The sequence below is a fragment of the Bacillus cereus group sp. BfR-BA-01316 genome (assembly GCF_022664195.1).
Taxonomy (GTDB): domain Bacteria; phylum Bacillota; class Bacilli; order Bacillales; family Bacillaceae_G; genus Bacillus_A.
On record NZ_JAKUGX010000032.1, the window covers coordinates 36,314 to 57,739 of the forward strand.

The following is a 21,426-nucleotide window of genomic DNA, read 5'->3' on the forward strand; positions in this document are numbered from 1 at the left end:
CTCCTACCGAATTATTAACTTGTCATCATTATAACACTGTTTATGATTATTTGAAAGCTTTAGTTGCTTCAATTGCCTTTTTCCATCCAGCATATAGCTCTTCGCTTGTTTCCGCTTCCATTGCTGGTGTAAAGCGTTTATCCATATGCCACTGTGCTTTAATTTCATCTTGGTTTTTCCAATATCCAACCGCAAGACCCGCTAAGTATGCTGCACCTAATGCTGTCGTTTCACTGATCACTGGACGCTCTACAGGAACGTCTAACATATCACTTTGGAACTGCATTAAGAAGTTATTCTTAACTGCCCCGCCATCAACGCGTAATGTGTTCAGTTCAATACCTGAATCTGCTTCCATTGCGCATAGTACATCTTTCGTTTGGTATGCTAAAGATTCTAGCGTTGCACGAATGAAGTGCTCTTTCGTCGTACCGCGTGTTACACCAAACATAGCGCCGCGTACTTCACTATCCCAGTACGGTGTACCTAATCCTACGAATGCCGGTACTATGTATACACCTTCAGTTGATTCAACACGGCTAGCGTACACTTCACTCTCACTCGCATCTTTAAACATGCGCATTCCGTCACGTAACCACTGAATTGCAGAACCTGCTACGAAAATACTTCCTTCTAATGCGTAATTCACTTTACCATCTAAACCCCATGCAATTGTTGTTAATAGGCCATGCTCAGAAGCTACTGCTTTTTCGCCTGTGTTCATTAACATGAAGCAACCAGTTCCGTAAGTGTTCTTCGCCATACCTTCACCGAAACAAGCTTGTCCAAATAATGCTGCTTGCTGGTCACCAGCTACACCTGCGATCGGTACATTTTGACCGAAGAAGTGGTAATCAATTGTTTCTCCATATATTTCAGATGATTGACGTACTTCTGGAAGCATGCTCTTTGGTACTGTTAACATGTCTAGAAGCTCATCATCCCACTGTAAGTCGTGAATGTTAAACATCAATGTACGTGATGCATTTGAATAGTCTGTTACGTGCGCTTTACCACCAGACAATTTCCATACAAGCCATGTATCAATTGTTCCGAATAATAACTCGCCGTTTTCCGCTTTTTCTCTTGCACCTTCAACGTTATCTAAAATCCATTTTACTTTCGTACCAGAGAAGTATGCATCAATTAAAAGACCTGTTTTTTCGCGAACCATATCGCTATAACCTTTTTCTTTTAACTCATCACAAATTTCAACTGTTTGACGAGATTGCCATACGATTGCGTTATAAATTGGTTTTCCAGTCGTTTTATCCCATACAACCGCTGTTTCACGTTGGTTCGTAATACCGATACCGGCGATTTGTTCTGGCTTCACATCTGCTTCACTTAAGCAAGTTGCGATAACTGCTAAAATAGATCCCCAAATTTCTTGTGCATTATGCTCAACCCAGCCTGGCTTTGGAAAATGTTGTGTAAACTCTTTTTGAGCTGAATGAACGATTTTTCCTTCTTTATTGAAAAGAATTGCGCGTGAGCTTGTTGTTCCTTGGTCTAATGAAAGAATATATTTTTTCATATCAGTTTCCCCCTATGCTACTTTTCTACTATTTGTAGTAGCTCCACTTTTTTTACTTGTCATATAAGAGATTGCTAGTACAATCACAGTTGTAATAATCACATAAATAAGTGCTGAATTTTGTTTTCCTTCAAATACAACTTGATGGAATAATCCTGCAAGTGATCCACCTAGAATTGGACCAACTACTGGAATCCATGCATACTTCCAGTTTGAACCGCCCTTTCCTGCAATCGGAAGGAAGAAGTGTGCAATACGCGGACCTAAATCACGAGCCGGGTTGATTGCGTATCCTGTTGTTCCACCTAATGATAAACCAATACTTACAATTAAGAAACCTACGATAAATGGATTTAAACCATCTGCAAATTTATTTGCTCCAATTGCTAATATACCAAATACTAAAACGAATGTTCCAATCATTTCACTTAAAAGGTTTGTAAATGTGTTCGGAATTGCTGGACCTGTTGCAAATACACCTAACTTTGTTCCTGGATCTTCTGTTTCTTTCCAGTGTGGTAAGTAATGTAAATATACGAGAACTGCCCCGATAATTGCCCCAATCATTTGTGCTGCGATATACATAGGTACGTCACTCCATGGGAACGCTCCCTTAAAAGCAAGTCCTATCGTTAAAGCCGGATTCAAATGTGCCCCACTAATTGATCCAACTGCATACGCTGCCATAGCAACCGCTAAGCCCCAGCCCATTGTAATTACAATCCAACCGGAATCTTTCGCAAACGATTTCTTTAAACTTACACCAGCGCAAACACCGCCACCAAGTAAGATTAACAACGCAGTCCCTATTAACTCTCCTAAAAATGCTGACATAGTATCCCTCCACTATCAATTTTAACGTTTTCAAGTGTGATAGAGGTAAAATGAATGGCCATTCGTTTTTTTTTTCAAAAGAAAAAGATCCACAGCTTACATGCTTCTATATAAGAGTATATAGAAACAATAAAATGTGGATCTCTTCTTTTCTCCGTCACGTTTATTAACTTGTCTATAATGTTAACCCTTAATGAAAGCGGTGTCAACAGAATTTTTTCACATTTTCGTCACTTTTTTTGATAATGTTTCCATAGTTCTTTTTTCGATGTCGTAATTGCTGTCGCACCAGCATTTAACGCTCTTTCAACGTCTTCTACAGTTCGAATGAAACCACCTGCTAAAATTGGTACACCTGTACGCTCTTTCACTTCAGCGATCACACCCGTTAGCGCACCAGGAAGCACCTCTATATAATCCGGCTTCGTCTTTTCTAGCAAATTACAGCTCTTTTCCATTGCGCTAGAATCAATTAAAAAGATGCGTTGAATGGAGACGACACCTTTTTGCTTCGCCTTCATAATTACGCTCGCCTTTGTCGATAATAACCCGTACGGTTTATATTCTTGGCATAAAAACTCCGTCGCATGCCCATCACTTTGTAATCCATGGATCAAATCCACATGTAAAAACACCTTTTTCCCATGCTGCTTCGCGAGCGACACAACACTCTTCAATTGACCGACATGAATATCTAAAATAATAATATACTCATACGAACTATGTAATAGCTTTTCCAAATCTTTAATTTGCCTCACTGCCGGCAAAATCTTCTGTTCATGAAATTCCATTCTATATGTCCCCTTCTTTATATCATCCTATCCTTTATAGTACACAATTTGGGTGAAAAGAACAGCTAGCGTGGGGAATTTCCTTCATTACCTATATATTTTCTTCAACTTATCAGAAACCGTACCACCTATAACCATTAATATGAAGGGTAAAAAATTCATTACATATGGTGCATCTGCTACAATTGTAATGCCTGCTCCTGCAAACTTATTTAACATCCATACAACGATTTTTGTAATAAACAAAAATACCCCCATCATGAATAGACTATCAAAAAACACCTTCCATTTTGGATACGCCAATTGTTTACTATCTTCAATTACCTTCTGCGTCAACTCTTCATCACTCCTCAATAACTCATCAATCGTAATACCGAACAGATCACTTAAATGAATAATAATTTCAATGCTCGGATAGTTCTTTCCCGTTTCCCATTTCGAAACAGACTGCCTACTTACATGAATTTTTTCAGCCAAATCATTTTGCGACCAATTTCTTTTTTCCCTTTCTTCTTTTAAACGTTCGCTAAAAATCATACTGTTCTTATCACCTCTCTACGTCTAGTATGGTCAAATAAATGATGAAGAGTAAAGCTAGTTATCGTTGCATAGCCTGTGCAACTTGTGCGTTACACTTCAAAATAGCACTATGTAGTATTTAGATTCCATATACTTTTTTCCTATAATAATTTCCCGAACAATAATACAAATAACGAATACTAGTAAAGACAGGACTAGACATAAAAAATACGCCATTCCTTCCTATCGTTCTCCAGAAAGAATAACGCATATATCCATGTTTACTCATCCGTTTTCGGTTTATAAGAAAAACCCGGATATTTCACAACAGGCCACTTTTCTTTACGTAAAGAATCCATCAATTGCGGGCCAACATGTACATTACTTTCCACTATTTCTTTAGGAGTCAATGCCATCCATTGATTTAACGATACATCTTCAAAGCGGTTGCTTCTGAACATCTCTAAAAACCATAATGTTTCGTCACCGGTGTTTTGAATATAGTGTCCAGTCGCAAACGGTACATATCCGACATCACCAGCTCTATAATCAAATGTACGAGCTGTACCGTTTCCAAGAAACACAGTCATTCTCCCTTGCCCTGTCAAATAATATTGCCACTCATCATTGTTCGGATGCCAATGAAGTTCTCTCATACCACCAGGCTCAATCTCAACGAGCGCCGCTGCAATTGTTTTTGAAATAGGAAAATTCGTAGAATCTACAATTCGAACGCTACCACCAGGTGTCTTAATCGGTTTTTGTTTTAACAGTTCATGTTTAAACGTTAAAGGAACTTCTCCTTTTGGCGACTGAACTTCCTGACTCTCAAGCGAACCCGGTACCTCTCCTTGATAAATATAGATCTGCTCTGAAGGAATAGAGTTAAAAGCACTTTCTGGCACTCCGAAATTAGCCGATAGAACTTCTTTTGGCGTATGTGCAAACCAGTCGGAAATAGATAAAGTAGATAGATCAGAAAAATGTCCATCATCGAAGACAAGCAGAAATTCGCAATGCTCCAATCCTTGAATCGAATGCGGGATGCCAGGGGGAAAGTACCAAAGATCACCTGGACCAACGTCAGCAATGAAATTTCGCCCTTCTTGGTCAACTGCAGTTATTCGTGCCTTTCCTAAAAGCATATATGCCCATTCTGCCTCTTTATGCCAATGAAGTTCACGTACTCCCCCGGCCGTTAAACTCATATTTACCCCAGCAACCGTAGTCGAAACCGAAAGTTCCCGAGCAGTAATCTCCCGAGACCACCCACCTTGTTTTAAGATCATAGAAGTGTCTGAAAATGAAAATTTCAAGTTAGGAACTAGCCCAGCATCTGTAATAGGTGGAACGAGCATATTCGGATTTTGAATATCCCGCATAACATTACGTGGTCCAGAATCAATCGCACCTGCTCCATCACTGCGGATTGGTTGTGGTATACTCCCTCCTGTTTCATTAACAGTACGTTCTTTCATCATTACACTCCTTTTTCATCCGATTATTAAGTAAAAAGCTTCCGTCATAGTGTATGAATTGGGCTTTGGATGGTTACTGTGCCTATGGATACAAGGGGTTCTGCCTTAACAATCCGCTAAAGCTTGATGCGATCTTAATTTAAAAGGGAGTATCCAACAAACTAACATATAAAAAAGAAGAGAAATCCCTTTCTCTTCTTTACAAGTTTCTATTAAAGCAATACCGAATCTTTATCACTATCCTGATTACGTTTCTCTCGCTCTTCTTCTAAACGCTTCATATAAACTTCGCCTTCTTTTTCGATAAACTCATTATCCATGTCTTGCTCTTTTTTCGAAGTATATAAAACCATGTAGCCACTCAATACGATCCCAACAATTACAAGATAAACCCACCATGGTAAAGTTTCCACTTTCGTTCATTCCTTTCCTTAGACAAGCCTTATTAGTTTCACTGTATGAGGAAAGAAGTGGATTTATGCTTAAATTTTTCATTGTGGATTCTTCGCGAAGAACGCTTGTACATATTCCATAAACTCGATTGGCTCTTGGCGGAACGGTGCGTGGTATCCTTTTTCAATGATATGAAACGTACTATTTGCAAATAACTGATGATACAGTTCACCATTTTTCCAAGAAACGCTCTTATCATGCCTACCCCATATAATTAAAGTCGGCACCTTAATTTTATCCGCTTCCATCGCAATACGGCGCTCTCTCATTTTCGTAAGCTCATCATAATGCTTTTTATCATCGCGACTATTTTTCACTTCATTTTTATTATAATCCGTAATCTCTGTTACAGTTTGTAAGTCCGTCGATAGTGGCGTCACTTCATAACTTTCTTTTTGCTGGAAAGATTCAATCCCTGTAGAATCCGCTAAAACGAGATGGGTAACCGCGTCCGGATATAAATACGCTAAATTAAGGGACATCTCTCCCCCCATTGAATGACCAAGTACCGCAAACTGATCATATCCAAGCTTCTTCATTAGCTTATAATATAAATTCACTTGCGCAGGAAACGAATACTGAAAATCAATCGGCTTAGAAGAACGCCCAAATCCTAAAATATCAACAGCGATAATCGTATGATCTCTCGCGAGTTCCGGATAAATATCACTAAACCCATCTGAAGAACCACCAAACCCGTGAAGCATAAGTAACGGCGGTTTCCCCACGCCAATTTGCTTAAAATATATCGTCTGCCCATCGATTTGCGCCATACTCTCTTTCGTATTTATCTTCATCATAACAGTATCCTTCACTTCTTCAACCTTCGCAATCGGCTTATCAACGAAGTTACATACTACTAACAAAACGAGCACAATACCGCTAATCATATAAAACTTAAACCGTTTCAAAATCCCCGTCTCCTTTCTCATGTTGCCATTTAAAGTTTTTACATTTTTTGGTTGTTTTATGATTAATTTTAATTGTAACTGAAACGGTTACAATTATATTAAAAAAATATAACTCATTTCTATTATTGATAGTTATTTTGTAACTATTATAGTTACATATAAAAAGTAAGTCAATCCTTTTCTCTGCATGGCCTAAAAATAAAGAAGGAACTTCCACGTGAAGTCCCTTCTTTATTTTTATTATAGTTGGCTTACTCCGCCGTCGCCTCTATTATCTGCTGGTGCTCCGCCATCTCCTTTATTGAAGTTAGCTGGTGCTCCTCCTGTTTCGCCAATATTAACGTAGTCTGGTCTTGCTGGTGCTCCACCTGTCTCTCCTATATTTAATGCTTGATTTGTAAATGAACCATTAGCTCCAATTGATAACGCACCTACTAACGCAATCCCCAACATTCCAAAGTGAATCTTTTTCATTATTTTAGCGCCCCTTTTTTCGAAAATTTTTTTTGAGCTTTATGACTCATATAAAAATAATGACTTGCTTTATTGTGATTCTCTTCTTTATAAAACCTTAAAGCTAACATTTCAGCGTATTCTTGTATACACTCCCATAACTCTTCTTTCTCAAAATAAGAAATACCTTCTAAAACTACTTCCTCTAAGCTTAATGTAGGTGCTTTTTCGTTTACACTTTTCAAAATCATAAAACGGTATTGAAACTCTTCCTTATTTAATTCTTTACAAATATCCAAACCTTTTTCAATTAAATCCGCCGCCAGTTGATATTGCCCTAATTTATAATATTCACGCGCTTCAACAAATAGCGCTTTAAAAAATTTCGGCTGTTTTTTTATAACTTCGGATGCATGACGAATTGCGAGTTCCGATAAATCTTGGCTAGCATATAAAAAAGCTAAATTATGACGCACCATTAAAATATATTTTTCATAATTTACTTTTTGGAAAATATCCATAGCAGCATTAAAGGTTTCTTCAGCGAGTTCGTAATTTTTCAGATCTACACAACACAGACCAAAAGCATTTTCACATAGCGCTATATTTATTTCACAACCTATATGTTTTTTAAATTCCTCTTTCGCTTTTCTCAAATAATCAATTGCATTAACTTGTTGGTACGTCTGATAGTAAAAATTACCCATACGATAATCAAATTCAGCATTCTCTAAAGAGTGCGAGACATCTTTCAGTAATTCATTTGCCTTTTCATAACTTTCCTTCGCATCACCATATTTAGACATTGAAGTACAATATATCCCTTTAAAGAAATGATAATAATATGCTAAAAATCCTTCAGTTGGGATTTCAAAAGATTCTATTCTCTCAAAACTATTTTCTTTTATATTCAACCAATCCGTCAGCATCTTATATCTAAAATCTAATAATGTAAAATACAAAGATAATTCTTGATCCACTTCCAAACCACTAATCTTACTATCAATCTCCTCTTTCATTTCCGTAGCTTTCTCTATTTGTTGCTGCAACATTACACGATACCAATCATCTAAAGAATGTTTCATTTGCTCCTTTGTTACTACATCTACTCTCATATCTTCTCATCCCCTTTTCTCCCAATTCAATACTTGGGATATTTATACAATTATCCAAATTGTATATTACCACCCCTTTTCGGAAACTTGAGAAACATTTGTCAGAATATTTATCAGTCCAAATAAAAAAGCAAGCAATTCTAGCTATCAGCTAAAACTACTTGCTCTTCTACATACTACCTATAAATAAAAACGTCCATCTTTACTCTTTAATAAATTCCTTCGTGCTTCTCACTGTATCAATCGGGCGAACTAATTTTTCAATTTCTTCACGTTTTGGCTCTAGGAATGGAGGTAAAGATAATTTTTCTCCAAGTGTTTCATAAGATTCATCTCCCATAAATCCAGGGCCATCTGTCGCAAATTCGAATAAAATTTGCGGTGCAACTCTTGCGTATAATGACTCAAAGAAGTGACGATTTACATAACCAGATGTAGGGAGTCCAACACTACTCATTCTCTCAATCCATTCTTCTAATACAGCACGGTCCTCTACGCGGAATGCCGCATGATGCACTGTACCAAAACCTTGTTGTGCTTCAGGAAGAACCGTATTATGTTCTACAATGACAGAAGCACCGTTTCCACCTTCACCTACTTCAAATAAGTGGAACTCTCCTTCTTGATCAATCTCTTTAAATAATAGAACTTTTTCTAGCACTTCTTTGAAATAACTAAAGTTTGCGATGCGAATAAATACAGGTCCTAAGCCAGTAATTGCATATTCTAATGGAACTGGCCCATTTTGCCAAGGTGTACCTGATTCCACACCTTTATCCAATTCATCTGAGATTAATTGATAGTGTTGATCATCAAAATCAACGAAAGAAAGAGTCTTCTTACCGAATTGCTTTTTAACTCCAGTATGTTTCACTTCAAGACGGTCAAAACGTTTCACCCAATATGCTAATGCTGCATCACTTGGAACTCGGAACGAAGTCTTTGAAATTTCATTTGTACCGTGTACACCTTTAGGAACGCCTGGGAAGTCAAAGAAAGTCATATCCGTTCCTGCACTACCTTTATCATCTGCAAAGAATAAATGATAAGTTTGAATATCATCTTGATTTACCGTTTTTTTAACGAGACGCATTCCTAAAACATAAGTAAAAAATTCATAGTTCTTTTCTGCACTACTTGTAATCGCTGTAACATGGTGTATTCCTTTTAGTTGGTTCATTTTATATTCCTCCAATAGTTTTAATTTATCTTTTTACGGTTATATGTCTGCTTGCTGTTCCCACCAGTAAGGCTGGAAACGAAGCACGTGTTTATAAAAGTAATTATTGAAATGTGAGGATGCCTCTTCATTTTACTAATCAAGTGATAGCTAAAAAATAATTCATACGAAAGCAATTTAGAGAATGAAGTGTACCTTTCTCATATGACTCATTTCCTTTCGTTACTATCACTTTACAACTCAAGTGATTAAAAAGCAAGATATTTATCTCGAATTCGAGATATTTTTTTAATATGTTATTCATACAAAAACAGCCTCATTAAGTTTTTTAACACTTAATGAGGCTGTTCTATTTACAATTTTAATTATGGAAAGTCGGCTTATAGAACGAACGATTATCAAGAGCAAAGACACGCTCTGTGTATTCGCCTGGTTTTGTGCGTCCTAATGCGCGGTCCATCATGTTCATTTTTGCATCTAAGTTGTCGATGTAGTGCAGAATTTCTGCTTCTTTTACTAATGGTGGTTTTGGGCTACCCCATTCTGCTTTTCCGTGATGGGAAAGGACGATGTGCTGAAGGATTAATACTTCTTCTGCATCGATTTGTAGTTCATCTGCTGCTTTACCAATTTCGTTCACCATGATAGAGATGTGGCCAAGTAAATTTCCTTCTAACGTATACGTTGTAGAAATTGGGCCAGATAGTTCGAATACTTTACCAAGGTCGTGTAAAATAACGCCTGCATAAAGTAAATCTTTATCTAACGATGGGTATAGAGCCGAGATAGCTTTCGCTAAATCTAACATCGATACAACATGATAAGCTAGTCCAGATACGAACTCGTGATGATTTTTCGTCGCTGCTGGATATTCTAAAAATTCATTTTGATGCTTATTTAATAAATGTCTTGTTAGACGCTGAATGTTCGGGTTTCTCATTTCAAATATGTATTGCGTAATTTTCTCAACCATATCTTCTTTTTTTATTGGAGCTTTTTCTACAAAGTCTGAGATGTCCGTTACTTCATTTTCATTCGCAACACGAATTTGTTTCACACGTAATTGAATACGCCCTTTATAATTTAGAATATCTCCAGCTACTTTAACGATCGTTTCCGCTACATATTGTTTCTCAACTTCTGGTGATACATCCCATAGCTTCGCTTCAATATCTCCACTTGGGTCTTGTAAGATTACTGTTAAAAACGGCTTCCCATTGCTTGCGAGACCTTTTGTCGCTGTTTTAATTAACAAGAAAACATCGACTTGTTCACCAACTTCATATTCTGCAATTTTCTTTTTCATTCGAATTCCTCCACCAAATCAATTACTTTTAGTATAGCATACTACAACTCATTTTCTTTACGCTTACGTGTTAATTTTATAATCTGATTTTCTGTAAAATAGGTTAATAAATGCGCATGGCATGTAAAGAAGATAACTTGTCTATCTTTCGCAATTTCCTTTATAAGTTCAATCGTTCGATTGGTCCTTACCGCGTCAAAATGTACGAAGCTATCATCAATAATAAATGGATAATCATGCTCAAACGTTTTCGCTAGTGCAAATCGTAACGATAAATATAACTGCTCCGCTGTCGCTTGGCTTAGTTCATGACTGTAAAAACGCATACCATCGTTACGTTCGACAATGAACGATTCCGTTTCTGACGGTGAGAATATTTTACTATATCGTCCGCCTGTTAAATACACGAAATACTCTTCGGATTTTTGTAAAATACGCGGAAAATGCACTTCATGATAATATTGCTTCGTTTTCGTTAATACTGTCTTTGCGGCCGCATATGCAGCCCACTTCTTCACTTGTTCACGCACTTGTGATTTTTTCATTTCCCACTCATGTAGTAAATCACCATACGTACTGCCTTCTTCTAAATTCGCAATTTCTATTCGATGCTTCGCAATACGCTCTGTCAGTTCTTTCTCTTTCGCAAGACAGTTTTGCACGGCTGTAATTTCTTGCTTTAATTTTTCATCATAACCGTCAGCCTCATAATGCTCAGCTAACGACAAACTCGTTAAGCGCTGTTCTAAAAGATCAATTTGAGGTAATAAACGCCCCACTTGCTTATCCGCATCTTCACGTTTTTCCGCCAATTTTCCTGCTTCTAAAAACATCTCTTCATCTGTAGATTCTGCGATATGCCATAACCCATCTCGCTCTACTAAAAGTTGTTTTAATTGCTCTTGCATGAACTCGTATTCTTCTTGCCATTCCGCCAGCTTCTCTTTCAGCTGCTTACAAGTTTGGCGCTTCTCTTTCTCATTTTGCATACGACTTTGCGCCTCATGCAATTTACTATATTCTTTACTACCAATAACAGTTTCTAGTTTATGCTCAAAGTGCGAAATCATTTCATATAATGAAGATTTTCGCGTGCTTTGCTTCTCAAAATCACGATATAATGACTGCATTTTTTCAATACGCTCAAATGCTGGCAATATGTGCGCATACGTATACAATTCAGGGAACATATAACGCGTTTTATACGCATCTACTTGTTCTCCCGCACGGAAAGTTTCTCTCTCCCATTCCTCATACGATGAAACGACTTTATCATAAGTACGTTCCATTTGCTGTAATTTATACGACTCTCGCTCAAATAACTTGCGAATCTCTTCATCCTTTTCTAACTGATAGCGAACTGACATCGCTTCTTCACTTTGACGGCCGCCAGCACTTTGCTGAAGAGTAAGAAGCTCTTCTTGTAATCCGCTTGACGGATCTTTATATAAAACGAGCGCTAAAACAATCCCTACAAAAACAATAACACTAATAAATAACATCGCGCGGTTATCTATAAACAAACTCGTGAATAAAACAAGCGTGTTAATAAGCAATAACAGAAGACAAATTCTTTGCCACTGTTTTTTCTTTTGTATAGCCGCTCCTGCTTTTTCCTCATACTTACGCTTCATTCTTTCTGCGCCCATACCTAAAAATGCCGCATCTTGAAATGATTTTTCTTTCTCAACTAACGTATTTCGTTCTTCATCAGCTAACAATTGCTGTCTTATTTGTCTTATATTTTCTTCTTGCTCTTCTAATTGCTCTTGAGCCGTTTTAAAACGTTCATCTAGTTGTGCTTTTTGCGTTTCTAATTCACGCGCCTTTTGTACAGTTTGCGTAATTAATTCTTTCGTCGCTAAACTTATATCAAATGAAAGAACAGTCTCTTGTTCAAAAGTAGCGCCAATTTGTTGCTCTAATTCTGCGATTTCTTCTTTTATATTCGTAATACTTCCCGTCATATCACGCATTTCTTGGCGTGCATTTTCATAAGACATATGCTGCATACGCAGTTCTTCTACATAACTTTCTTTTTGTAAAAATGCTTCATCTATTTCTGTGGAATCAATTTCTGATTGCGCTGTTTCTATCTTTTTTTGAAGTGAATCTACTTGTACCTGCAGCGGTTCTATCTTTGCCTTTACCGCCTCATAACGCGCCATCCCGTTTACAGGAAACTGCCCGTTCTCGTTTTCTAACACTTTCTCGTGCGCACTCTTTTCAATAACGAGAGGCTCAAGCGCCGCTAATATTTCATAGTCTTGCTTTCGTCTTTCGGCTGACTCTTTTTCCGCACGAACAGAAGCAAGTTTCTCTTCACTTTCTTTTAACTGCTCGACCTGTTTTTCATACGTGCCAATCTTTCCTTGCCACTCTTTCATCTTTTCCTCAATTTTCTTCATCTCTTGCAGTGACACGTTAATTTCAGGATTACGACCACTCGGCTTAAAACGCTGATTCATTTCTTTTTCTAATTTTTTATCTAACTGCAATAACGCATCACTTCCGACTGCGCTTGCAGAAAATAAATAATTACCGATATCCGCTTCGCCAAGCTGATGAATATTTTGAAGACCATGCATATCAAACGAAAAGACTGAATCAAATAAGCTTTCATTCATGCCGCTTAATGTATCTTTTAAAATATCTTCGCCGCCAGTTTTCCCGTCTTCAAAATAAACGGTCACCTCACCAGATGCCGTCTTTTGCAATCGTTCAATTTTCAAACGGCCGTACTTCTCTGTTTGCACGGTGATCGCTCCGCCGTACTTCCCGCCTTCTTTCGGCTCATAACGGCGCTGACCTCTCGTCGGAAAACCGAATAAAATACTTTTCATAAACGAGCGAATTGTCGATTTACCCGCTTCGTTTTCACCATACAACACCGTCAGCAATGAAAGATCCATTTCCACATTTTCTAGTTTTCCATATCCATAAATATGGAATTTTTCAATTCTCATTTTTTATCCCTCTCTTGCTGGAATAATTGCTCTAAAATAATATTTTCCGCTTCCTTTTGAATCTCTCTCTTCTCTTCTTCTGTGAAAGATTCAATGCTATTACGCGCCACAGGAGATGTCCAAATCGTGCGCAACACTCCGTCCATATTTGTGAAAGTTTCTAACTCCTTTAGCACACTACCGACGAAATGATTTTCTGCTTTCAAACGTTCGATTTCTGCAAAAGAAACCGTCTCATTTTTCCACTTCATCGCATATACAAAATCTTTTCGCTCTTCTCCCGCTGCTAAAATATGAAAAATCTCTTCCACGCGCTTGTCTTCACGTAAATAAGGAGAAAGTGGCCCCTGTCCTGTAAATACAACAGTTAAAAGTGTGCCGTCCTCTTCTCTTCTACATTCATTCATCGCAGTTGACGCCGCCGTCATAAGATCATCAACAGTTTCAAGTCCATCGATACTAACTTCTATCTCATCCCATACAACATCCGCAGTATGGAAAAACGAACAATGCGATCCTTGTTTCGTGAGTTCGATAAGATACGCACCCTTTTCTCCTGTTTCCTTACGATGACGCCCTTGTATATTACCTGGATAAATAATGTACGGCTCTTCCGATAAAATTTCACGTTTATGTATATGGCCAAGAGCCCAATAGTCAAACTGCTTTTCTTTCAGCTCACGAATTTGAAACGGTGCATAGCGATTATGCTCCGCATCCCCTTCCACACTTCCGTGAAGCATCCCAATATGAAAAGGCGCATCACTCATTTTCGTATATTGCGCTGTCATATTATCCGTTACTGCTTGCTGCAAATAACTAAACCCATAAATAGAAGCTAATAGCTCACCATTTTTATAAAATGATTTCTCTTCTACATAAGGCTCAATAAACACATGAACATTTTCCGGAAACTCAATTGCTGCCCAGCTTCCCCCTAAATGATCGTGGTTACCGTGAATAATAAAAACGGGAATATCATACTGCGAAAGTCTCTTCATTTGCTCACGCACAAACACTTGCGCTCTCAAACTTCTCGTCTCCGCATCGTACAAATCCCCAGCTAGTAATACGAAATCAACGCGCTCTTGAATCGCTTTATCAACAATACGCTCGAACGATTCAAACGTACTTTGCTTCATTCTCTCCCAAACAGACGATGGTATATTCATTTCCATCCCTTTAAACGGACTATCCAAATGCAAATCAGCCGCATGTATAAACTTCACTTGTTTCACAAATAAACGATCCTTTCTATGTTTCAAAAGTTTCATCTTATCAACATTAAAATTGCTGAAAACTAGTAATAAGCAGGGGATGAAAAAAATCCCCCACTGATTAAAGTTTCACTTTACCCCGAATTAACGGGCAGTAAGGCTAAGAAGCTAATTTGAAAGCAAACTGCCCGTAATTACCCGATTGGTTCAACTAATAATCAGTGGGGATGAAAAAAATCCCCACTGATTAAAGTTTCACTTTATTGTAACACGCAATGTCATATATTTCTTTGCATATTCTAGTGATTTATGACAAAATAGTTATAAGATTCTGATTTTAATTATTGGAGGGAATTTTCATGGGAGTATACATTCTAACAGTCTTTGAAAAAGATGGTTCAAAAGCATTAGACGAATCATTCGAGGCGGCAACTGAAAAAGAAGCGAAAGCAAAAGGCGAATCTATTTTACAAGAAAAAGGATTGCATGAAAAAACACATCGCTGCACATCTTCTGCAGGTAAACTCGTTTTATTCCAGCGCTAAAAAAAGAAGCGTTATCCGCTTCTTTTTCACTCTACTATATCTTCGTCACACCACGTAAACACCACATCTAGAATGCGATTACCGATACGTACGCGCTTATTCCATTTACCTGTTTGGATCTGATGTTGCAATTCCGCTTTCATCTTTTCCGTCCAGTCGTGAATCGTTTCACTACGGTCGTACGGATATACGCTCGGAAACTCTTCCTGCAGAAGATGTAAACTCTCTGCATCAAAATGAAAATGGAAGAAGTAGTTTGCTGTAAGCGATGGTTCTTGCAATCGTAAAAAATGATCGTCAATTTGCTTTCTATTTCTATAGAAAGTAAAGATGTTCACTTTTCCGCTCGTAATTTGGTCAATTTGAATTTCGTGCTTCTCTATAATCACGTCTTGCCCACCTCGTTGTATACTACCTTTAGTATATATGTCTTTTGCAACAAAGTTAACCATTTTCGCGCGAAATCCATTTCCTTCATTATATTACCTGTACCTCCAAGTACAATCAGAACAAATAAAAAAGTTGAAGGGGAGCGATCACATGTATTTCGGAAGCAAAGGTTGGTATGTAAAAGAACTGAAAAAATTAGGTATTCGTACTTACGAAGGTAAAAAACTAGAATCTTATCGTACGCATATTTTATCTAGTTTACTTGAGAGAATGAAGAAAGCTTCGGCTTAATAGATGTAGGAAGCGGCTACGGTTGCTTCCTTTTTATTTAGTAGATAAAAAGGAAATCACGATACCTTAGCATTCTATCTTTACCGTTATACTCTCTTGATAAAAACCACCTAGTATCAACTGAATCTCTATTATCAAATACTCTTCCAGATGATTATTCGTATATATTTTAAACTCTCCATACTCATTAACCCGTCCACTTCCAACAAGCATATCGCCGCTCGTTATGACAATTGTTTCATAAGGTTCCGCATGGCCCGATACATAATTATCACCATATTTCACAAAATCTATCGTTATTTTCTCATGAATATTACTAACTGAATCTATACATTTCTTTTCATACAAATTAGCATTTAGTTCTTCGGCCCTCGAAAACGCTCGATTCCTGCTAACCTTTTCTGAAGAGAAAGCAAAACTCCCCAGCCAACTAAACCTATAAAATGTAGTAATAGGTAGAAACATCTGTGTTAACTCCCCCATTTCTTATCAACTGCAATCTTTGAATGAATTTACAGCAATACGTTCTATGTTGGGATAAAAGAAAACGTCTGTAATTGTACTGTTCTTAAATCTCTCATACTTTCTGAAGCATAACATGAGAAAGAAATAAAAAAATCGTACAAAAGGGCAAGCCTATAATGTACGATTGGGCATATATAATGTTTTAAAAATGAATTAACTTCCTTTCAATAGATACAGCTACCGCTTCTGACCGCGAATTAACACCTAGTTTATTGTATATATTCGTTAAATACGCTTTTACCGTTCGCTCAGCTATCCCCATATCAAATGCAATTTCTTTATTCTTATATCCGCGCGAAATAGCTTTCAACACAAACAGTTCTTTATCTGTTAAGTTATTTTCTTCAACCTTATCAGCATGTACTTCTTTCCTTTTATACTTCACTATCTTTTCCATAATATTTGGTTGTAGTAAAATTTCACCTCGAATAGCCGCTTCCAATGTTCGAAACAAATTCTCACGATCCGTATCTTTTAGCAAATATCCTTTTGCTCCTAACTCAATTCCCTTTAACATTAATTCATCTTCGTTATAAGTAGTTAATATAATAATCGGTGTATGATTTTGTTTTTTATTTAAAGCCTCAATTGTTTCTAAACCACTCATTTTAGGCATATTTAAGTCCATTAAAATGACATCAGGCTTCTTTTTTTCTATGAAAGAAAGGGCTTCCTCTCCGTTTGCAGCCTCACCTATAATTTGAAATGAATCACTCGTTTCTATTATTAATTTCAGACCTTCTCTTACAACGAAATGATCATCCACAATTAATACGTTATACTTCATGGCTATCTCCTTCTTTATTTATAGGCACTTGAATATACACTTCCGTACCCTTCATCTTTTTACTCAATATATGTATTTCTCCCTTAATCAATCGAATACGCTCATTTAAGCCAATTAAACCATAGTGTCCAGGATTCTTACCGATATATCTAGTGTCAAAACCAATTCCATTATCTTCAACTTCAATAGTAAGTTTTTCAAGGTCATCGATATATTCAACTTTTAAATTTACATCTGTTGCCTGCGAATGTTTTGCGATATTCGTTAAACATTCACTAATTACATATAAACAGTGCTCCTTTACTAAGCTTGAAATATGCGGGGGGCTTTGAATAGTAAATCTCACATGTATAGACGTAGCCTCAGAAAAACGTTGAATCTCTTCCTCTACTGCTTCATTAAATGAATTGGTAGTATGACGCAAATCATCAATAACCAACCTTGCATCATGTAAAGTTTGTCTCGCCCTTATCATAGTTTGTTTCATAATCTCTTGAGATCGTCCTGTATTCCCTTTTTGCATATGGGCATCTATTGCTTCCAATTGCATAATTAAGCTCGCTACACCTTGCGCTAACGTATCATGTAAATCTCTTGCCATTCGCTGCCTTTCATTAGCTAATGTCAATTCTTCCACTCTCATATATGCAGACTCTAACTCTTGAATGTAGCTCTGTATACGATTGCGTGCATCAAATTGCTGCTTATTAATATAGGAAAAAGGAATAATAATTGCTAATACTAAAAGGAACATAGAGATAAGAATAGCTACTTTATTCACACCATAATTGATACTGATTGCAGTACAAAATATGGCATACATGAGAGTAAAAACTGCCATTACTTTAAATATATTGTTATAAACATATAGACTTTGGGCAATTAAAATAGGGGTTAATCCAACAAAAATAGCTATTGAACCATTTGGTACAATAAATGCAGCGAGAAACACAATGAAGAGTTGTACAAAAAAGAAGTACAACAATTGCCTATTCTTTAATGAACTCGCATACCAATGAAAAATAGTATGAATAACAATGACTATTGTAAAGAAGAAACTATCCATAGAGTAAATATTATTACGAAATTCTAAAAGCATAGAAGCTATATATACGAGTGTAATCCATAAAACAATAAACCTTCTTGGAATAAATACTACTTCTAATACATTCGTATCCAAATCTATATTTGAATTTATTTTTTTCATATTCGACCTCCACCATTACATTATACTATATAAGATGCGACTGACATTTTGATAAATTACTGATTCTTCATTACCGAATGCGAATATGAAATATTGCATATCGAAATGTGTTGATGCACTTGTGAACGCTTACTATAATGAGGGTATAAAGATTTATTACATCTTACTATTAAAAAAAAGGAGGCAATCATATGGAAATCGCAATGGCAGTTTTAAAATTTGTAGGTGGAATAATTCCATTGGTTCAAGAACTTTTAAAAGCATTCATGTAAGGTTATCATTCAGCAATTATCTATAAGAATTATCATACAAATGATCTGTATATCAAAACAATTTGATACACAGATCATTTGTATGAGTAAACTTTAAACGAGAGCTATGTATCCTAACAGAACAATAATGATACATCTATCTCAAGTCGGAAAAAGGCGCTCACAAGGGCGTCTTTTTATTATATTACTATGTACCTAATAGCTTATTCAGGAAATCCATTTTACAATCCATACAATGTTACATAATTCATGTATCTTTTTGAAATTTGCACAATAAAAATCCCCTCAAAGCATATACTTCAAGGGTCGAGCCTATTTTTCATTAAATTTTTCACACACAGCAATACCATTTTCTACGATTTTATCAAATGAATAAACGACGACTGTCTGTTCCTCTTTATTTAGTGCTACTGAAATAATCAATTAAGCTAAAAATGCTATAATCAATCCAATCACACTAAGGGGGACCAATTATTTTGCTTAGAAAATGCATTCAATTTCATGAGTTTGGCAATCCGAAAGATGTGTTACAGGTTGAATATAAAAATATAGAACCATTAAAAGATAATGAAGTTTTAGTTCGTATGCGAGTCAGACCGATTAATCCATCTGACTTAATTCCAATAAGCGGAGCATACTCACATAGAATTACTTTACCTAACATACCTGGGTATGAAGGTGTTGGTATTGTAGAAGATGTAGGCTCTTTCGTTTCTAGAGACCTTATCGGTAAACGTGTTTTGCCATTACGCGGAGAAGGTACTTGGCAAGAGTTCGTTACAACATCAGCTGATTTTGTAGTCCCTATTCCTGATTCCATTGATGATTTTGCAGCGGCACAAATGTATATTAATCCCCTTACAGCGTGGGTCACATGTACAGAAATTCTAAACTTAAAATGTAATGATGTTTTATTAGTGAATGCTTGCGGCTCCGCTATTGGTCTTCTATTTGCTCAGTTATCACAAATTTTAAACTTCCGATTAATTGCAGTTATAAGGAGTAATAAGCATACAGAGGAATTACTTCGCCTCGGTGCCGAATATGTCATAGATACTTCCACTTCCCCACTTTATGAAACAGTTATGGAATTAACAAACGGGATAGGTGCAGATGCTGCGATTGATTCTATTGGAGGATCAGATGGAAATGAATTAGCTTTCTCCTTACGTCCAAATGGGCACTTTTTAACTATCGGTCTTCTATCAGGAATACAAGTTAACTGGGCAGAGATTGTCACGAAAGCAAAAGTGCACGCGAGCATATTTCATTTACGACATTGGAATAGTGACGTGTCAGCATATAAATGGCAAGAAACGTTCCATCATTTAATCCGTTTAGTAGAAGATAAAAAATTGCGTTTCATGACGGTACATTCTACGTATGACTTAGCAGATATGAAAAATGCAATTGATGTAGTTCAATCTGCCGAAAAAACAAAAGGGAAAGTGTTTTTAACGAGTTATTAAATTCGTTTTGATTAATCTTTTAAATAGACCAAATTAATCCGTGGATATTACGTTTAACAAAAAAATTGTAAATATATGGTATAGTTTAATTGAAAAGCGAAAGGAGATTCTAACATGTGGTTAATTACGGCAATTGCGCCTGTTGTAATAGTCGGAGGAATTGTAGTATTTGTAATTGAAAGACTTAAACATAAATATAACCAAGGAAAATTAGGTAAGAAAAAATCAAAAGAAGCTCAAAATTTATTAGATAGTTTAATACCTATGGGAATGCTTTTTGGCTGTGCTATCGGTTTGATTTTCGGCATATTTTTCCCGGATTCTTTACTGTTTACAGTTAGTTTAGGAGCTGGAATAGGCTATTTATTTGGATTTTTTGCTTATGAAATTTATAGCACGAAAGGCAACAATTATTCATAATCGAGAAACAGACGCGATTGTGGCATAAGCGGGGACAGTACATATTAGTCATGTAAAATATGTACTGTCTTTAACTTAAAAACAAAAAAATCCCCTCAAAGCATAAACTTCAAGGGGTGAGCCTGTTTTTTATTTAATTATATACGTACAGCTGTACCGCTTACAGCAACCATTAACATTCCATCACGAACAACTTCGTAATCTACGTCAATACCAACGATAGCGTTCGCACCTTTTTGTTTTGCAAGTTCTTTCATTTCGTCCATCGCAATATCACGAGCTTCTTTTAGCTTGCTTTCTATGGTTAATGAAGAAGTATGGATTAGAACAAGGTGAAAATCCTGAATAATAAGCAGCTGACCATATGAGATAGCTGCTCATTTATAAAGAGGTACCGTCACATCGCCATCAAGCTAACAATTTGTAGCACCCCATCGCCATCAACCTAACAAAACAGGTTGCCCCCAAAACGAAATTCCAAAGCTTAAATACAGCATTTCCCATTATCTCCACGGAGAGATCCCTGTGGCTTTGAAATAAAGTTTAATAATTTATAAAAAAGTCTGATCGTTTAAAATAAAGATTGATAATATGTAAAAAAGTTTGATCAAAATCCTGTGTTGATGTGCAGGATTTTTTCTTATTCAGTAATCGGGCCATTTAGTTGAAGATCTCATCAGATAAGTAATAATATTTAAAGGAATAATTCATTCTGATAAAGAATATTAAAAAACGTGATGATAAGGAGGCGATTGTATGG

Annotated in this window: 22 protein-coding genes and 2 pseudogenes; 5 read left to right on the forward strand and 19 right to left on the reverse strand. The window is 36.6% G+C overall.

Features of this window, described 5'->3' with window-relative positions; all coding sequences use genetic code 11:
- Positions 1-46: 46 nt before the first annotated feature.
- The 14 genes from glpK to MR071_RS20495 form a co-directional block, all read right to left on the reverse strand.
- Positions 47-1,537: a glycerol kinase GlpK gene (glpK, locus tag MR071_RS20430; RefSeq protein WP_105586534.1), complete on the reverse strand. Its 1,491-nt coding sequence runs from the start codon at positions 1,535-1,537 to the stop codon at positions 47-49.
- Positions 1,538-1,549: 12 nt separating this feature from the next.
- Positions 1,550-2,371 carry a glycerol uptake facilitator protein GlpF gene (gene glpF / locus MR071_RS20435; RefSeq protein WP_002030197.1) on the reverse strand — a complete coding sequence of 274 codons (822 nt, stop codon included), beginning with the start codon at positions 2,369-2,371 and terminating at the stop codon, positions 1,550-1,552.
- A 230-nt stretch (positions 2,372-2,601) separates the two neighbouring features.
- Positions 2,602-3,162, reverse strand: a complete 561-nt coding sequence (gene glpP, locus MR071_RS20440) for a glycerol uptake operon antiterminator GlpP (protein ID WP_242237721.1) — start codon at positions 3,160-3,162, stop codon at positions 2,602-2,604.
- Between the two features lie 87 nt (positions 3,163-3,249).
- Positions 3,250-3,699: a helix-turn-helix domain-containing protein gene (locus MR071_RS20445; protein ID WP_242237723.1), complete on the reverse strand. Its 450-nt coding sequence runs from the start codon at positions 3,697-3,699 to the stop codon at positions 3,250-3,252.
- Positions 3,700-3,962: 263 nt separating this feature from the next.
- Positions 3,963-5,159 carry an oxalate decarboxylase family bicupin gene (locus MR071_RS20450; protein WP_242237725.1) on the reverse strand — a complete coding sequence of 399 codons (1,197 nt, stop codon included), beginning with the start codon at positions 5,157-5,159 and terminating at the stop codon, positions 3,963-3,965.
- A 212-nt stretch (positions 5,160-5,371) separates the two neighbouring features.
- Positions 5,372-5,572: a sporulation YhaL family protein gene (locus MR071_RS20455; RefSeq protein WP_000449223.1), complete on the reverse strand. Its 201-nt coding sequence runs from the start codon at positions 5,570-5,572 to the stop codon at positions 5,372-5,374.
- Between the two features lie 78 nt (positions 5,573-5,650).
- A complete protein-coding gene (locus MR071_RS20460) occupies positions 5,651-6,523 on the reverse strand; it encodes an alpha/beta fold hydrolase (protein ID WP_242237727.1) in 873 nt (290 codons plus the stop codon).
- Complete coding sequence (locus tag MR071_RS20465) at positions 6,510-6,740, reverse strand: hypothetical protein (RefSeq protein ID WP_242237730.1); 231 nt, start codon at positions 6,738-6,740, stop codon at positions 6,510-6,512. The genes MR071_RS20460 and MR071_RS20465 overlap by 14 nt, the downstream gene beginning before the upstream one ends.
- Positions 6,741-6,763: 23 nt before the next feature.
- On the reverse strand, positions 6,764-6,997 hold the full coding sequence (locus MR071_RS20470) for a Phr family secreted Rap phosphatase inhibitor (RefSeq protein WP_242237732.1): 234 nt from the start codon (positions 6,995-6,997) through the stop codon (positions 6,764-6,766).
- Positions 6,997-8,091 carry a response regulator aspartate phosphatase gene (locus tag MR071_RS20475; RefSeq protein WP_242237734.1) on the reverse strand — a complete coding sequence of 365 codons (1,095 nt, stop codon included), beginning with the start codon at positions 8,089-8,091 and terminating at the stop codon, positions 6,997-6,999. Before MR071_RS20475 ends, MR071_RS20470 begins: the two co-directional genes overlap by 1 nt.
- Positions 8,092-8,293: 202 nt before the next feature.
- A complete protein-coding gene (locus tag MR071_RS20480) occupies positions 8,294-9,271 on the reverse strand; it encodes a ring-cleaving dioxygenase (RefSeq protein WP_242237736.1) in 978 nt (325 codons plus the stop codon).
- A gap of 361 nt (positions 9,272-9,632) precedes the next feature.
- Complete coding sequence (gene yhaM, locus MR071_RS20485) at positions 9,633-10,577, reverse strand: 3'-5' exoribonuclease YhaM (RefSeq protein WP_002150118.1); 945 nt, start codon at positions 10,575-10,577, stop codon at positions 9,633-9,635.
- A 41-nt stretch (positions 10,578-10,618) separates the two neighbouring features.
- Positions 10,619-13,543 (reverse strand): ATP-binding protein, encoded by a 2,925-nt coding sequence (locus MR071_RS20490; RefSeq protein ID WP_242237738.1) that lies wholly within the window; start codon positions 13,541-13,543, stop codon positions 10,619-10,621.
- Entirely contained in the window at positions 13,540-14,781 is a 1,242-nt protein-coding gene (locus MR071_RS20495) for a metallophosphoesterase family protein (RefSeq protein WP_242237750.1), read from the reverse strand. Before MR071_RS20495 ends, MR071_RS20490 begins: the two co-directional genes overlap by 4 nt.
- 338 nt (positions 14,782-15,119) lie before the next feature.
- On the opposite strand from MR071_RS20495, the gene MR071_RS20500 reads away from it, so the two are divergent.
- Positions 15,120-15,305 carry a YhzD family protein gene (locus MR071_RS20500; RefSeq protein ID WP_105586524.1) on the forward strand — a complete coding sequence of 62 codons (186 nt, stop codon included), beginning with the start codon at positions 15,120-15,122 and terminating at the stop codon, positions 15,303-15,305.
- Between the two features lie 26 nt (positions 15,306-15,331).
- Here MR071_RS20500 and MR071_RS20505 read toward each other — a convergent pair whose 3' ends face one another.
- Positions 15,332-15,694 (reverse strand): hypothetical protein, encoded by a 363-nt coding sequence (locus MR071_RS20505; protein WP_242237740.1) that lies wholly within the window; start codon positions 15,692-15,694, stop codon positions 15,332-15,334.
- A gap of 151 nt (positions 15,695-15,845) precedes the next feature.
- Here MR071_RS20505 and MR071_RS20510 point away from each other — a divergent pair, with 151 nt between their 5' ends.
- Positions 15,846-15,986 (forward strand): YflJ family protein, encoded by a 141-nt coding sequence (locus MR071_RS20510; RefSeq protein WP_000273535.1) that lies wholly within the window; start codon positions 15,846-15,848, stop codon positions 15,984-15,986.
- Positions 15,987-16,052: 66 nt separating this feature from the next.
- On the opposite strand, the gene MR071_RS20515 is transcribed toward MR071_RS20510, so the two are convergent.
- The 3 genes from MR071_RS20515 to MR071_RS20525 form a co-directional block, all read right to left on the reverse strand.
- Entirely contained in the window at positions 16,053-16,451 is a 399-nt protein-coding gene (locus MR071_RS20515; RefSeq protein ID WP_242237742.1) for an Ig-like domain-containing protein, read from the reverse strand.
- 202 nt (positions 16,452-16,653) lie between these two features.
- A complete protein-coding gene (locus tag MR071_RS20520) occupies positions 16,654-17,298 on the reverse strand; it encodes a response regulator (protein WP_242237744.1) in 645 nt (214 codons plus the stop codon).
- Entirely contained in the window at positions 17,288-18,505 is a 1,218-nt protein-coding gene (locus MR071_RS20525; RefSeq protein ID WP_242237746.1) for a sensor histidine kinase, read from the reverse strand. The genes MR071_RS20520 and MR071_RS20525 overlap by 11 nt, the downstream gene beginning before the upstream one ends.
- An 85-nt stretch (positions 18,506-18,590) precedes the next feature.
- Here MR071_RS20525 and MR071_RS25645 point away from each other — a divergent pair.
- The 3 genes and pseudogenes from MR071_RS25645 (at position 18,591) to MR071_RS20535 (ending at position 20,666) form a co-directional block, all read left to right on the forward strand.
- Positions 18,591-18,777: pseudogene (locus tag MR071_RS25645) on the forward strand (hypothetical protein).
- A 476-nt stretch (positions 18,778-19,253) separates the two neighbouring features.
- Positions 19,254-20,246, forward strand: coding sequence for a zinc-dependent alcohol dehydrogenase family protein (locus tag MR071_RS20530; protein ID WP_242237748.1), 993 nt, complete (start codon positions 19,254-19,256; stop codon positions 20,244-20,246).
- A gap of 114 nt (positions 20,247-20,360) precedes the next feature.
- Positions 20,361-20,666, forward strand: coding sequence for a hypothetical protein (locus tag MR071_RS20535; RefSeq protein WP_105586518.1), 306 nt, complete (start codon positions 20,361-20,363; stop codon positions 20,664-20,666).
- A gap of 137 nt (positions 20,667-20,803) precedes the next feature.
- Here MR071_RS20535 and MR071_RS20540 read toward each other — a convergent pair.
- Positions 20,804-20,965, reverse strand: a pseudogene (locus MR071_RS20540) (heavy metal-binding domain-containing protein); the annotation flags it as partial.
- Between the last annotated feature and the right edge of the window lie 461 nt (positions 20,966-21,426).